11 protein-coding genes are annotated in these 14,137 nt (G+C 48.3%); 4 read left to right on the forward strand and 7 right to left on the reverse strand.

Going from position 1 to position 14,137, the window contains the following annotated elements; genetic code table 11:
- Positions 1 to 23 precede the first annotated feature (23 nt).
- Positions 24 to 1,262, reverse strand: a complete 1,239-nt coding sequence (locus BLV62_RS18940) for a dicarboxylate/amino acid:cation symporter (RefSeq protein ID WP_089763538.1) — start codon at positions 1,260 to 1,262, stop codon at positions 24 to 26.
- 115 nt (positions 1,263 to 1,377) lie between these two features.
- Between BLV62_RS18940 and BLV62_RS18945 the strand changes: the two genes are divergently transcribed.
- Entirely contained in the window at positions 1,378 to 1,701 is a 324-nt protein-coding gene (locus BLV62_RS18945) for a NirD/YgiW/YdeI family stress tolerance protein (protein WP_089763539.1), read from the forward strand.
- Between the two features lie 12 nt (positions 1,702 to 1,713).
- Here BLV62_RS18945 and BLV62_RS18950 read toward each other — a convergent pair whose 3' ends face one another.
- Positions 1,714 to 2,691: a sulfite exporter TauE/SafE family protein gene (locus tag BLV62_RS18950; RefSeq protein WP_089763540.1), complete on the reverse strand. Its 978-nt coding sequence runs from the start codon at positions 2,689 to 2,691 to the stop codon at positions 1,714 to 1,716.
- Between the two features lie 188 nt (positions 2,692 to 2,879).
- Between BLV62_RS18950 and BLV62_RS18955 the strand changes: the two genes are divergently transcribed.
- Complete coding sequence (locus tag BLV62_RS18955; RefSeq protein ID WP_089763541.1) at positions 2,880 to 4,166, forward strand: hemolysin family protein; 1,287 nt, start codon at positions 2,880 to 2,882, stop codon at positions 4,164 to 4,166.
- 6 nt (positions 4,167 to 4,172) lie between these two features.
- Positions 4,173 to 5,036, forward strand: a complete 864-nt coding sequence (locus BLV62_RS18960; protein ID WP_089763542.1) for a pirin family protein — start codon at positions 4,173 to 4,175, stop codon at positions 5,034 to 5,036.
- A 282-nt stretch (positions 5,037 to 5,318) separates the two neighbouring features.
- Here BLV62_RS18960 and BLV62_RS28375 read toward each other — a convergent pair whose 3' ends face one another.
- Complete coding sequence (locus BLV62_RS28375) at positions 5,319 to 5,489, reverse strand: hypothetical protein (protein WP_168927909.1); 171 nt, start codon at positions 5,487 to 5,489, stop codon at positions 5,319 to 5,321.
- A gap of 291 nt (positions 5,490 to 5,780) precedes the next feature.
- Here BLV62_RS28375 and BLV62_RS18965 point away from each other — a divergent pair, with 291 nt between their 5' ends.
- Positions 5,781 to 6,041 carry a hypothetical protein gene (locus tag BLV62_RS18965; RefSeq protein WP_139170282.1) on the forward strand — a complete coding sequence of 87 codons (261 nt, stop codon included), beginning with the start codon at positions 5,781 to 5,783 and terminating at the stop codon, positions 6,039 to 6,041.
- Between the two features lie 156 nt (positions 6,042 to 6,197).
- Here the strand turns inward: BLV62_RS18965 and BLV62_RS18970 are convergent, their stop codons facing one another.
- From BLV62_RS18970 to BLV62_RS18985, 4 genes are all read right to left on the reverse strand, one after another.
- A complete protein-coding gene (locus BLV62_RS18970) occupies positions 6,198 to 7,754 on the reverse strand; it encodes a beta-N-acetylhexosaminidase (protein ID WP_089763544.1) in 1,557 nt (518 codons plus the stop codon).
- A 63-nt stretch (positions 7,755 to 7,817) separates the two neighbouring features.
- The gene (locus BLV62_RS18975) at positions 7,818 to 10,652 is read right to left on the reverse strand and encodes a DUF4132 domain-containing protein (RefSeq protein ID WP_089763545.1); all 2,835 of its coding nucleotides are present in this window, start codon (positions 10,650 to 10,652) and stop codon (positions 7,818 to 7,820) included.
- A gap of 24 nt (positions 10,653 to 10,676) precedes the next feature.
- Positions 10,677 to 11,816, reverse strand: coding sequence for a VWA domain-containing protein (locus BLV62_RS18980; protein WP_089763546.1), 1,140 nt, complete (start codon positions 11,814 to 11,816; stop codon positions 10,677 to 10,679).
- Position 11,817: 1 nt separating this feature from the next.
- The gene (locus tag BLV62_RS18985) at positions 11,818 to 14,118 is read right to left on the reverse strand and encodes a DUF5682 family protein (RefSeq protein ID WP_089763547.1); all 2,301 of its coding nucleotides are present in this window, start codon (positions 14,116 to 14,118) and stop codon (positions 11,818 to 11,820) included.
- Between the last annotated feature and the right edge of the window lie 19 nt (positions 14,119 to 14,137).

A 14,137-nucleotide genomic window follows, 5' to 3' on the forward strand; every position in this document is an offset into this window, starting at 1 on the left:
AAGGCGGGGAATAAGCAGTCAGCCTATTCTCCGCTTTTAATAAAATTCCTTTGCGTCTCTGCATCTCTGCTTCTTTGCGCGAACCTCGCTACCAGCATGGAAGCTACGTTGTCGCCTGTTGCGTTGAGGATAGTGGCCAGCGGATCTACCAGGGTGCCGATGATCATCAGCGGCGGCAGCGCTTCTACCGGCAAGCCATATACGCTCATCACCAGCATTTCTCCTATATAGCCGCCATTGGGTATGCCGCCTTCTACAATGCTTACCAGTACAGTGATGGCCAAGGCAAGCAGGATGACGGACGGACTGTCGAAGCCCCTGCCAAACATGCCAAAAACCACCGTCATCTTGATGATGGAAGAAATGCTTGAACCGTCTTTATGCAGGGATGCGCCCAGGGGGATCACTACATTCCCTATTTCAGGCGGAACTCCCATCTTTTTTACGGCTTCCAGGTTAGCGGGAATGGTAGCAATGCTGCTGCCTGTTCCTACTGCGGTGAGAGAGGGTATAATATTGTTTTTCCAGAAGATTTTAACGCCATTGATACCGCCTGCAACAAAGGCGTAGAAAGTAAATCCTGCAAAAAAATAAACGATGCCGAAGCCGTAATAGAGGCCCAACGAATGGGCATAAGTACCAAACAGTTGCGGACCTACGGTTCCCACTTGATAAGCAAAGTAAGCGCCCAGGCCAATTGGTCCTGCTTTCATTATCAGGGTGAGCAGGTCTTTCATTACTTCATTTCCCGCGTGCAGGAAATTCCTGAATGCCTGTCCAGCCTGGCCCGCACGCATACTGGCAAAACCGACGAGGCCGGAAAAAATCAGGAATGGAAGCATATTATGGCGCGAAAGCAATTCATAGAACTCGTTTACCGTAAGTAATTTGGTGATTTGCTCTCCCCAATTGCCGGGTTGTGTTATATTTGTATCGTGAGAGAGGGTAATTTCCTGGTGTATGGGAAAGATCCAGACGGCGACAATGGTTAAAAAGCCGGAGATCAGGATGGTGGCAAGGAAAACCAGCGACATGATGCCAAGAATGGCGCCCAGCTTTTTACCCGCGTCTATATTCGCGATAGCACTGGCAACGGCGAAAAATACCAATGGAATAACAGCAGTGAAAAGCAGGTTTAGAAAAATATCTCCAACCGGCTTGATAACTGCAATATGTTCCCCAAAGATCATCCCGGCAATACTCCCGGCAATGATACCAGCCAGCAGCCAGAATAAACTGCTATATGTTCTGAAAAATCCCATGAGCGGCAGAATTGTTGAAAAGGTAGAATTTTAATGATCTGTAGCCAAGGTACATGATCCGTGAACAATCAACAATAGATATTGTTTATTAGCTTATCAAACCAATACCTGTCATATGAAGAGTTTAGCGTTTTGTTTGTTGTTTTCTTTACTGCACTATCAACAACCGGCCTACACTATAGGAGAGGTAATGAGAAAAGCCCGGCAGTTGAGCAGTGACAGTACCACAGTCAAAATCACCGGTTACATCACAAAAAAACTAGACAATAACAAATACCTGTTCGAAGACAGAACAGCTGAAATACGCATCGATATTGATCCCCAGTATCTTCAACACCCGGTGAGCGACAAGGAAGCGGTAGTGATCAAAGCCCTGGTTCAATATGAAGTCAACAAGCCGATCACCCTAAAGGTAAATCAGCCTGTTGTTAATGAGTAATATCGTTTAGCCTTAGAAGTGAAGATGTGTGGAAACGAACGTGTAAAGGCTTTTCATGCTGACAATGATCACGATCACCGCAACGGCCACCATGATGGTCTTGGCAGAGATCTTATTGGATACCTTCGCAGCAATAGGAGAGGCGATCGCGCTGCCAATTACCAGTCCAAGCACTGCATCCCAGTGTACATGGCTTAGTACCGTCACAAAGGTCAGTGAACTCAGCATCGCGATAAAGAACCTGGTCGCTTTTACGGTACCTAACGAAAAACGGGGATGCCTTCCGCCGGCAATCAATGAAGACAGTACAATGGAACCCCATCCGCCGCCGCCAATGGCGTCAATAAACCCGCCGCCGAATCCCAGCAGCCCGATTCTTTTGATCTTTTTATCGACGTGCTTCTGGCGCTGCGCACGGATTGCCCTCATAAGAATAACCGTACCAAGGGTTAAAGTGTACAGGGAAACCACCGGTTTCGTATAGGCAGAATAATGCTCCAGCGACGATAACAGGTAGGCGCCTATCACCGCACCCAGGATACCCGGGATGATCAGTATTTTAAAGAGTTTTTTGTTGACGTTGCCCATTTTCAGGTGCATCCACCCGGCAATACCGCAGCTTAAGATCTCCGATAAATGCACGGCGGTACTGGCTGAAGCGGGGGGAATGCCCATCGACAGGGAAAATGTGGTAGAAGTAATACCGTACGACATCCCTATTGCCCCGTCGATCATCGCAAATACAAAACCCGCCACCAGGAAATAATAAAAGGTAGGAGGCACATCTTCAACATGCGCTCTGAAAGATGGCGATTGCCACCAGTAAATTCCTAAAAAAACAGCTAAAAGTATTAACCCCCCAACTCCGTATATCCATCTTAATCTCTTAAAAGAAGCACTTTCTGAGGCCCCGTTTACAGGGGCCGGAATAGCTTTGGATTGTTGTTTTTCCGCCACTGGAGCGGAAATCGTGGTAATGTCTTTGTTCATATACTTGATATGTGCCAGCCTAATTTCTCCACAAAATACATAAACTCTATGAAATTAGTGGACTAATTATTTAAAATTCAGCTGACTGTAGTTTATTCGCAGGTTGCATAAGGTTATTTTTCCGTGAATCCTACGTATAACAATTGATTTACCTATATTTGGGGTTGCGAACCAATTTTATCATCTTCATGCTTTGGCAACTATTCTGGACAATCATCTTAGTGCTTTTAAACGGTTTTTTTGTAGCGGCAGAATTTGCCATCGTCAAAGTGCGGTCTTCTCAGATAAACAGTAATAACGGCGCAGGCAAACGGGCAACAGGCGCGGCAAAAACTATCCTTTCCAACCTCGACGGTTACCTGGCCGCCACACAGTTGGGGATCACCCTTGCGTCGCTCGGCCTCGGTTGGGTTGGCGAGTCGGTGATGACCACCATAGTGCTGCAGGGGATGGAAAAACTGGGGATCGAACTCTCTCAAACCGCTGTACACGTTGTTGCAGTGGCTATTGCCTTTACCCTCATTACCGTTTTGCATATCGTATTCGGCGAGCTGGCGCCTAAATCAGTTGCCATTCGCAAACCGCTTCCAACCACCTTGCTGGTTGCCATCCCCCTCAGGGTTCTGTTTGTCATTTTCCGTCCCTTTATTTGGATGCTTAATGGGTTGGCAAACAGTGTGTTACGACTGATGGGCATCACTCCGGCAGGCGAATCGGAGATCCATTCGGAAGAAGAACTGAAACTCATCATTTCCGAAAGCCAGGAAGGCGGCGCTATCGAAGAAACAGAAAGGGAACTTATTCAGAACGTATTTGATTTTGATGATAGCAGGGTAAAAGAGATCCTCACCCATCGTAAAGATATTTCCGCACTGGACATCAACCTGCCTTTGGAACAGGTGATAGACCAGGTCATAAAAGACGGTTACTCCCGTTACCCGGTGTACAGCGGCTCACTGGACGAACTGAAAGGCGTCATCTACACCAAAGACGTGGTAAAAGGAATGCACGAAAAAACGCTTCATAATATTAAAGATATTATGAAGCCCGTGTTCTACGTACCCGACAGCATGAAGATCAAGGACCTCCTCCGAACCTTCCAGCTGCAACGCACACAGATGGCGGTAGTGACCAACGAATTCGGGGATACGGAAGGGATTGTGACAATGGAAGATATCCTGGAAGAGCTGGTAGGCGATATCCAGGACGAACACGACCAGGAAGCTCCGTTAGTGGAACAAAAAGATAACTACTATATCGTAAATGCACACGGATATCTGTATGATATCAACGAGCAATTACCCGCTCCTTTACCTGAAAGCGAGCATTACGAAACGCTTTCCGGCCTCATCAACTACATTCATGGCAATATTCCGCGCGAAGGTGAAGTCATACAGATCGAAGACTATGAAGTACTGATCCTGAAGATGTTCAGAAGTTCCGTGGAAAAAGCCCGTCTAAGGCTCATAAAATAGTTTTTTATGGAGAAGAAGATCCTGCACGTGCTGGAAGGACGTGAAAAAAAGATCACTGAAACGGAAGTAGTGCGGCAGTCGCTCCCTACTATGCAATTCAGGTTTGCGAATCCATTTATCGTACTGCATCATATGCCTGCAAAATACTTTGAGGCCGGATCGCCCGAAGACAGGCTGCATCCCCATCCGCACCGCGGTTTTGCGCCCGTTACCTTTATGTTGCAGGGGCAGGGGTATCACCGCGATAATGCGGGCAACGAAATGACCGTTTCGGCCGGCGATGTACAATGGATGTTCGCCGGAAAAGGTATCCTGCACAGTGAAGGCCCATCCGCCGCCTTCCTGGAAAAAGGAGGGAATTATGAGCTGCTGCAACTCTGGTTTAATGTACCGCAGGCGCACAAAAAAGAAGATCCCTGGTACCAGTATATTAAAGGCGATGATATGCCGCCGGTAGCAGAAGGCCCGGGCGTGCACCTGAAACTGGTAGGAGGCCAATACGAAGGCAAAACAGGCCCGTTAAAGAACTATACGCCCATCACCGCTATCTGGGGCAAATTAGAGGCAGGAAGCACCGCCAAACTGCATTCAACACCCGGTTACTGGACCCTGCTATACGTTGCAGATGGCCATGTTACCGTAAATGGCGCCCCCGTGAACGGTTACCATTTGCTGGTATTTGATAAAGAAGATACAGCTACCGACATTAATATCACCGCAACCGCTGATACCCGCCTCTTATTCCTGGACGCAGAACCCATCACCGAACCGCTCGCTGTGAGAGACAACTTCGTGATGAACACTCCCGAAGAGATCGACCAGGCCATCCAGGACTATAAAGACGGGCGTTTCGGTACCCTCGCTGGTTAGTTTCACGCAAAGGGGCTAAGGAGGCAGAGAGCGCAAAGGATTTTTTTTTAAGGGAATTAAGGGGCAAAGGTTTTTAGGAGAATAAAAGACAATGAGAGCGAAAAAAAGCAAAGGATTGAAAATTGTGTTACGTAACACCTTCTTCAATCCTTTGTTTTTTTAATCTCGCTTCAATCCAGCTCTTTGCCTCTTAAATTCCGCTCCGATCAAATTTCTTTGTCCCTTAATTCCCTTAAAAAAAATCCTTTGCGCTCTCTGCCTCCTTAGCCCCTTTGCGTGCAACTACCGTTTTTTGGATTTGGTAGCTTTAGCATGATGCGTAGTATTCCCTCCCTTGTAGTCCTGTTCCAGGTTTTTACGGCTGTCGAGGTTGTCCCGGATTTCGGGTTTAGGCAGATTGGAGAAAGTCTGCTGCTTGCTTTGGTGGGTGTTCTCATTTCTTGTTCCTTTCATAATCATAAGTTTTTAAGTGAGATGATATTAAGTAGTTAATATTACCCTGTTGTCACAAAACCGATGCCTCAATGGCCCTGCTGAGCGTACTTTATGATTTCCAAAACGCTTGTAACCACGGTTCCCCTAAATTGTCCAAATTCTCTACAATTAGCTGAAACCGGTAAGAAAACGCCGCGGAAAACGGGTTTTATAACTCTTGATGCCTCAATGGGTTGTACGGAACGAAACTGCCGGGATATTTATGCATGAAATATGCGTTACCTCAAGGGAACGATAAATTTTAATCTTATGAAACATTTACCTGCCACTATTGGATTTTTGGCGATACTCACCCTCTTCGTTTTCTTTAAGGGTGATCCGGATCGTGCAGTGCAGGCCGCGCCAAATACTACTTATTATGAAGGAATTTACACACCGCAGGACACCATGCGACCTCCTTCTGATACTGTAAGACAACACAAAGAAAACAGGAAAAAGGAGAAGAAAGAGAAAAAGGAGAACAAGCAGAGAAGAGACTCAACCAGGCGAGACACAACAACAAGAATTTAAAGTCTCTGATGCGTGAAGATGAAAAGGGAGCAAAGGGCATAAGGTATAAAGCGAAAAATATATTGTGCAATAACCAGGTTAGGTACCACAACATACTCTCCGCTTAAAAATACCTTACGTTTCTTTGCCTCCCTTTTTTGCTTTGCGTGCCCCCCCTTACCAGAGGGCTGCCGCCGCTTTCGAGAAAGTTTCAAAGTTTTTGTTTGCAGGTAAAGTCCAGCCGTCTTCTGCATAGGCGGCCAGGCGCGGAAATACCTTCGCATTCATAGAAGCTTCATCAGGTATCCATTCTCCCCACATCTGGCATCCGCATCCCAGGATCTTCGAATGATACTTAGGGTCCAGTCCTGCAGGGATCGGATCAAAACTATATGCTTTTTCCAGGGAAATAGATTTGTAATCGTAGTCCAGGTAAGTCATTGCATGGTACGAGTTGACTACGTCGTATCCTTTGGAAACCGCGTCAGTGATCAGGTTCAGCTCTCCTTTCCAGAATTGTACGATAGTGCCCTGCGCCAGTTTTTGCGTAGCATTGGCGTCTGATGCGTTGGTGAATTCATGGAGTTTGCTGCCCATGATCTCGTTCCAGCCCATCATCCTGCGGTTTTTACCAGCCAGGAAATTGGAAATGGCATTGGTGAAACTAATCTGCAGATCAGCAGGAGTAGCCAGGTTATGCGACTTCATATATGCCTGCACGTTAGCATCGGCTTTCCATTGATCGTATTTTACTTCATCGCCCCCGATGTGTATCACTTTTGAAGGGAAAAGTGCAATCACTTCTGTGAGTACATCCTCCAGGAAACTTACCACTTTCGGGTTGGCAACGTTGAATACATCGTAATGTACGCCGAACTTGCCGGGAACTTTGATTGGAGTGGGAGAGGCGCCTAACCAGGGATAGGCTGCAATAGCGGCGCTGGAGTGGCCCGGCATCTCAATTTCCGGTACAATGGTAATATGCCTTTGTGCGGCGTACTGAATGATGTTTTTTATCTGGTCCTGGGTATAATAGCCTTCATGCACCTTACCGTCGTATTTCGGGCTATTCCAGCCGCCGATCTGGGTAGAGTCCCTGCGTCCGCCTACTTTGGTAAGCAGGGGATATTTTTTGATCTCTATACGCCAGCCCTGGTCATCTGTTAAATGCCAGTGAAAAACATTCATCTTCAATCTTGCCATTTCGTCGAGCAGCTTCTTTACCACTTGTTCTCCTTTAAAATAGCGGCCTTCATCCAGCATAAAAGCCCTCCATCCGAAGCGGGGCTTATCCGTGATTTTAACGCCGGCAACAGTAACCTGCCCGCCGTTTTTCTCTACCAGCTGGCGAAGGGTTTGGATGCCATAAAAGATACCGGTGCTGGTAGCTGCGGTTATCTGTATCCGGTTGCTGTTCGCATCGAGCTTGTAACCTTCTTCTCCCAATGCCTGCCGGAGCTGCTTGTTCAAAATAAGTTGAATGGCGCCGTTATCGGCTTTGTTCTTCAGCGGAACATCCAGGTGGAACTGCTGCAATAAATAAGTCTGGAGAAATTTGGCCTCAGTAGTATTGCCATTGGGTATAATGGCCGTGGCGCCGGTAAATGAGAAGCTGCCATCTTGCGCGGTCATTTCCGAGGGCTGCGGAATAACATGGATCACATTGGCGGAAACAGTGCTGACGCTCAGTAAAAATACAAAGACGCCAGCCAGCGCTGTTCTTAGTTTTTGCATACGGGCTTTTTTTATTGTTCACGTGATAATACGCGATAAAATACAATAAAAATCCCATTATTTCTAACTATTGCTCGCCAGGTCCATGATCGCTTCCGAATAGAACACGGGCGGCACATTCTTCAACGGCAGCAGGCAATCCAGCGCTTCTTTGTCCACGTTATTGAACCAGCGCAGCGAGGTTTTGGTTTTATCAACAAAGTACATAGATCCCAGCCTGTAGTGAAAACTATCGTCCTGGTATATGCTGCTCATTTCAATTATTGCTTCCAGCTGCTGTTCTTCATTCGTCTTATACCAGGAGTAAAGATATTCGCCTTCCATTCCTTCACTGAGCTTCCAGCCTTTTTGCTCCATATGACGGGCGAAAGATTCTGTCTGCATCACCAGGTCTTCAAAATCCAGTACCAGCGTATTGAGTGCCGCTTCCGGCACCAAAGCGGCTACCGGTCTTTCCAATTGAGGAAAGACCGGGGTAATGTTTTCTGCAATAAATTTTTGCTTCCAGCATTGAAGCACACCGCTTTCAAGATAAACCGGGTGAGCGATGCTTATTTTGGCGTTGGCCGGTAAAAATACCGGTGCATCGGCGATATCCGTCATACTGCCATCTTCTTTATAAGAAAAACAGTTGATCAATTGGCCGTTTTCATCAAATACCGCCCAAAGTATCTTCGTTGCCAGGAGATGAAGGATAACAGACTGTTGAACCATCTGTTTCCATTGATTCACTTTCCATTTTCGCTGCATCACGAGGAACTGCTCGAAACGTTCGGCCTGGATCTTCACTACCTCTGCTATCGCTTTGGCCAGCGATTTAAACGACTCTTTGGTTGCCGGCGCCACTGCTGCCGGCAAAGATTTAAGCAGTTTGTATTTTTTATTGAAGAAGATAGGTTTGAAGTTTTGATCCAGCGAGGCATAATACACTTCGTCTTTGATCATAAACGTTTTGTACCTGTTCTCAAAATCAAAGGTTGGAACAATGTTGTCGCACAACTCATGAACGTTTACGCCCTGTTCTTCTGCGGCTGCCTGTAATGCGGCCATAGCAGCCAGTCCTACGTTGGCCTTTTTGGTCCTGTAGCGGCGGGTGAAAAATTCTACCGCTCTCAGGGCGGCATGGCTGCCATGCATGGCCAGTGCGCCAACGCCTATTTCCATCAACTTGAACTTCTTGGTATCGATCCAATGTTGAACAGTTGTCTGCAATGGCACTACCAGGCTGTCGTCCGATGTGGCGGCTGCGATCATCAGCAGGTATTTGAGCTTGGTATCGGAACCGCTATCCAGGAACAGTTGGAAGAGGTACTGGCCGAAAGTGCTGCTCCTGGCCCTGTCTACCTGTTGTAAAAGCTGTTTGGCTTCCAGGTCTGGTTTAATGCCCTGGGCCCGCGACATGCGGTAAAGGAGGAAGCGTACGGTATCCGCGGATGCAACTGTCCCATCCAGGAGGTAAAGAGGAGGGAAGAAGGTTTCATCTATGGATCTGTCCAGTGGTTTTGAAAGTTTATTTCGTTTTCTGGCTGCCGCTACCAGTTCTTCTACGGAACCGGATTGACCGGCGCCCAGTGTTTCTATCATCAGGTCCCTTGCATCGTCGTTCACTTCTTTATGCAGGGTTGCCTGCAGGATCTGGTGAGCTTCCGGCGTGTTGATCCGGCAGAGGATCTGAACGGCGGTGAGCCGTTGATCTGCTTTTTTATGCTGCAGCAATTCGCCTGCTTTTTCCAGGGCTTGCGGATGCGTGGCAAGTACCGGCGCAACCAGCGACCTGACAGATTTCAGGCTGTGCAGCGTAAATGGCCAGAGCTCATCCACGTAGAGCTTAGGATCCAACTGTACCAATACCGGCAACACAGTGCGGGCATCGTAGTCATTTTGCAATGCCTGCAGCAGCAAGGGGACGGCCTCGTTTTGCAGGGCGTCTGCAATTGCCTGGAAAGCTCCGCTATGCAGGGAGCGTTTGCCGGCAACATGTTGTTGCAGGTAAGGAACAACGTTTTGCAGGTCGTGTTTCAGCAGTTCTTTTACGGCCAGTTCATTCTCTTTATTATCTGCATCGTTAGCGTCGCTGTCGAGGAACGAATAAGCGGCGGCTATCATTTTTTGCAGGTATTTTTCCGGGAGATGACCTGCCAGCAGGTAGTAACCCGATAACGCATTGTTAAATGCGGCGGCGGACGACCATTGCGCTACTGCATTTTCGATCAGCGGCTCGAACCTGGTAAAGTTCTGTTGCAACATAACCTTCATTAAAGGTGCGGCATGGGCTGTTGACCGGAAGATGCTATCCAGATATTCAGCTTCCTTGTCGGGGTGCCCCTTGGCCAGGAGGCGGTAGAACAGGGAGTTCCAGCCCTTTGCTTTCCATCTTTGAAGATAGGCGGAAACGGTCTGGTGATCTGCGCTTTTAATAAGGTCCTGCAGGAATTTGCGGAGCGGGGAGAATTTCAGCGGCGACAGGTCGTAGTTATTCCCGTGCCCTGAGTGATCGATCATAGCCGATCCTATTTCTTCCGGCGTGCATCCTTGTTGCTGGAGGAAGTTGGTGAAATTACTGAATCGTTGCACAATGGAGCTGGAGGTACCAGGAAGGTCCAATGTGGGGATCAGCGTTTTGAGGAAAGCGTCTTTGCAGGCTTCCCATGTAACGGGTGATGAAATAAGCTGAAGTACTAATCGGTCGTTTTCATTCCATAGGTCAGGCGCCTGAAGTAAAGCTGTGAACCGGCCCAGGGGCTGTGCAGCAGCAACTTCAGTAAAAATAGGAATTTCAAAGGATTGCCCTGTAAGGAAATCTACCCCGGCTTGTATAGTTGCAGCGATGTTTTCATAGTTGTTCCGTTGTTTCAGTTCTTCAACTAGAGGTAGTAAAGTTTCCTTTGTATACGGCATAAGGTAATAAATGGATTCTGTTTTTTATTTTTTCAGCATTATTTCTTCTTTGGCGGCCCATTGGGCAGTATCCTGTTTGCTCAGGGCCATAGCCATCATATCAGGGAATTTATCAGGAGTGCAGGCAAAGACAGGAATACCCAGGTTGGCCAGGAACTGGGCATTCTCATGGTCGTATGACGGCGCTCCATCGTTATTTAATGCAAGTAACACAATTACTTGTATACCTGCTGCACTTAATTGTACAAAACGTTTACGCATTTCGTTCTCATTCCCTCCTTCATACAGGTCTGTGATCAGTACCAGCACGGTGTCTGAAGGCCGGGTGATAATTTGTTCGCAATATTGCAAAGCTGCGTTAATATCGGTACCTCCTCCCAGCTGAACGCCAAACAGCAGTTCTACCGGGTCTTGCAGCTCTTCTGTCAGATCTGCCACTGCTGTATCAAAAACCACCATCTGGGTTTTCAGGGCCGGGATAGATGCCATTACAGCCCCAAATATACCAGAATAAACAACAGATGTACCCATTGACCCGCTTTGATCCAGGCAAAGTACAACTTCTTTTAGTGCTGAACGCTTCCTTCCGTACCCGATAAGCGTTTCAGGAATAATTGTTTTATACTCTTCCTGGTAGTGTTTCAGGTTCTGTTGTATGGTCTGTTTCCAGTCAATTTCGTTCTTGCGCGGGCGCCGGTTCCTTGCACTCCTGTTCAGGCTCCCGGTGATGGCCTGCTGGGTAGGCTGCGCCAGTTTCCTCATCAATTCATCTACCACTGTTCTAACAACCTGCCTGGCTGTATCCTTGGTTTTTTCAGGGATCACCTGGCTCAGTGTCATTAAAGTAGCTACCAGGTGTACATCCGGCGCTACATTCTGCAACATCTCCTTTTCCAGCAACATCTGGGTTAAATTAAGCCTTTTTAAGGCATCTTTCTGCATTACCTGCACCACAGATGATGGAAAATAAGTCCTTATATCGCCCAGCCAGCGGCTTACATTAGGAGAGCTGGCTCCTAAACCGCCTTTCCGGTTGCTGTCGTATAGCGCTTCCAATGTTTTATCGATCTGCAGATCAGTTTTATCCAGCGAACAGGAGGTTCCGTCGTTCTGGTCTCCTCCCAGTATCAGCCGCCATCTGCGTAGTTGTTCTTCATTCCCCATCTCAAACTAATTTAGGGTCTGTAAATCCCAGTATCTGCATGATAACCGGTATTCCTCTGGCTGCCCTGTCGGTGTTGATCGTTCCGGGAACCGCCTGGTTATGAACGGACCCTACCTGCCCGGTCCTTACTTTCTCACCCAGTTTCCTTCTTTCCGGGGAGGTAAAGTTAGAAAAGGTACGGCGTAATAACGGCAATACCTGTGTGAAAATATCATTTTCCAGGTGTTCTATCCACTGGTAGATCATTCCCCACAGCGTGTCGTCCAGCAATAATAATGTACCGCTGCCTTTCAGGAATCCTTCCAGCCAGGAGGCCGAAACCGCCGCCGGCTGGGCCAGCGACATAGATACGCTGAAAAGCTTGCCCAGCGTTTCCTCGTCCAGTTGTTTGGCGTCGAACAGCAGCCGGGTAGCATAGCCGCCGATCACCGGGGCTGTAGCCTGGTTGCCTGAAATACTCCTGAGCGTTTGCTGCCACGAGGCCGATAATGCTTCCTGTTGCAACAGGCCTACTGCGTCGTTCATGGAGTAAAAAAGGTCGAGCAGCGACTGTGCCGCATCTTCTGCAACCGATGTGCAGGCAGCGGGCAAACTTACACAGATGCGGTCTACCATACTATAGGTGATACCGTCGACCAACGCTGCATCCGTTTTTCTTACGTTGCCGTATCGGCTGATCCTTACCAGCGAAGGGATCACTTCCATCAGTTGCAATACGTCTCCCGAGGCGGCAGCCAGGTTATTGATGGCGTGGATGATCATATCTATCACCGCCGGCAGCTCAGCAGGGATGGCCGCTTCCAGCAGGCGGCAAACTTCATTGAGCGAGGCGGCCTGTCTGGTTTTATCCGTAACATAGTTGGCTGTCGCTTCTTCCACTGTATTTCCCCAGTTGCCTTTTTCGATGATATCTATTGACAGTTCCGGGCTCCATTGCAAACGCCATTGCTCTTTAAAAGTGCCTTTACCACCTGTTTCGTAGGTAGTTCCCCAGTTGATGCCCAGCAACAATAACCGGTGCAGGAAAATACTTCTTTCCAGGTCTGTTTCTTTCCTCAGGTCTAACGAATAATCCTTGAAATCGGCTGTTGCCGGCAGGCGGAGTTTCTTCTGCAACCGCAGGATATCTGCGTGCAGGGGAGGCGCGGGGATTTCTGTTGGTACAGCGCCTATACGGTTCCTGACGATCAGTTCATCGCGGATCAGTTGCATGCCTATAGGTTCGCCATTGCAAAGAACGCTGAGGGTAGCCTCATTCAGTTCTTCCAGCCCAGGTCTTGAATATTGCCTGAGCGATGCCAGCGCATTGGCCAGCCGTACGGCCTCCATTACATGAGCAACGGAAGTATCATGTTGCCGTTCGCGGAATAGTTTGGCCACAAGCGCCATCCAGCGGGTGCCGTCATCTTTGGGATATTCCCAGATATGCTCATACCAGCCGGGCGAAGGTATACCGGCGCCATACCCGCTCTCATAACTGAGGCGGCTATACGTCCATGGTATCCATGTACAGGCTACTTTCGCTTTAGGTAAGCCTTTCAGCAGATCGTTGTCGTTCTTCTGTGAAGGCATTTCCCGCAGGGCAGGGGCATGCCATGCGCCGCAGATCACTGCTATCTTCTGGAACATTTCACGTTCTGCCTGGCGGATACATTTACGCATGTAAGCCTCTCTCAGCTTTTCCATGCGGTCGTTGGCCCGGGGCAGTTCCTGTCTTAAAGCCGCCATTGCATCATGGATCGCTTCAAAAACTTCCGATTGGTCCTGGCGGTATTCAAACATATGTTCCCACCACTTTTCTCCGTCATCATGCCCGGCAGCTTCCGCCAGCATGCTGATAGGATCTCTTCTCTGTTCCGGTATGAGGTCTGCTGTTACTTCTTCTTCCGTAACAACAGCATCAGTATTGTTATTCAGGCTGTCGGGCTGCGTTGCTTCCTCTTGTTCCAGCTCCTGTTCCGCTTTTTCCTTTGCCTCATTTTCCAAACCAAAAACATGGGCCAGCGGCAGGTCCATGAATCGCACATGGATGTTCTTTTGTTTGGCGTATAACATCGCCTGCCACTCGGGCGAAAAAGTGGCAAACGGGTAAAAACAGGCGCGTTGCGGCTGGTCCGGCTGGTAAGCCAATATGGCCACCGGCGGCTGCAATTGTTCATGCGCTACCCATTCCAGCAGGCTGTCAGCTTCCGGGGGGCCTTCTATGAGCACAATATCCGGTTCCAGTTCTTCCAGGAATGCTTTCACATTCCTGGCGGAGCCCGGACCATGGTGCCGGATGCCTAATAGATGTACAGACATGTTTTCAGATTAAGGTTAA

Source organism: Chitinophaga terrae (ex Kim and Jung 2007), from assembly GCF_900107795.1.
Taxonomy (GTDB): Bacteria; Bacteroidota; Bacteroidia; order Chitinophagales; family Chitinophagaceae; genus Chitinophaga; species Chitinophaga terrae.

What these genes read in the sequence shown, in the direction of transcription:
- BLV62_RS18940 (WP_089763538.1), bottom strand. Translation starts at nt 1,262, where the DNA reads ATGGGATTTTTCAGAACATATAGCAGTTTATTCTGGCTGCTGGCTGGT.
- BLV62_RS18945 (WP_089763539.1), top strand. Translation starts at nt 1,378, where the DNA reads ATGAAGAGTTTAGCGTTTTGTTTGTTGTTTTCTTTACTGCACTATCAA.
- BLV62_RS18950 (WP_089763540.1), bottom strand. Translation starts at nt 2,691, where the DNA reads ATGAACAAAGACATTACCACGATTTCCGCTCCAGTGGCGGAAAAACAA.
- BLV62_RS18955 (WP_089763541.1), top strand. Translation starts at nt 2,880, where the DNA reads ATGCTTTGGCAACTATTCTGGACAATCATCTTAGTGCTTTTAAACGGT.
- BLV62_RS18960 (WP_089763542.1), top strand. Translation starts at nt 4,173, where the DNA reads ATGGAGAAGAAGATCCTGCACGTGCTGGAAGGACGTGAAAAAAAGATC.
- BLV62_RS28375 (WP_168927909.1), bottom strand. Translation starts at nt 5,489, where the DNA reads ATGAAAGGAACAAGAAATGAGAACACCCACCAAAGCAAGCAGCAGACT.
- BLV62_RS18965 (WP_139170282.1), top strand. Translation starts at nt 5,781, where the DNA reads ATGAAACATTTACCTGCCACTATTGGATTTTTGGCGATACTCACCCTC.
- BLV62_RS18970 (WP_089763544.1), bottom strand. Translation starts at nt 7,754, where the DNA reads ATGCAAAAACTAAGAACAGCGCTGGCTGGCGTCTTTGTATTTTTACTG.
- BLV62_RS18975 (WP_089763545.1), bottom strand. Translation starts at nt 10,652, where the DNA reads ATGCCGTATACAAAGGAAACTTTACTACCTCTAGTTGAAGAACTGAAA.
- BLV62_RS18980 (WP_089763546.1), bottom strand. Translation starts at nt 11,816, where the DNA reads ATGGGGAATGAAGAACAACTACGCAGATGGCGGCTGATACTGGGAGGA.
- BLV62_RS18985 (WP_089763547.1), bottom strand. Translation starts at nt 14,118, where the DNA reads ATGTCTGTACATCTATTAGGCATCCGGCACCATGGTCCGGGCTCCGCC.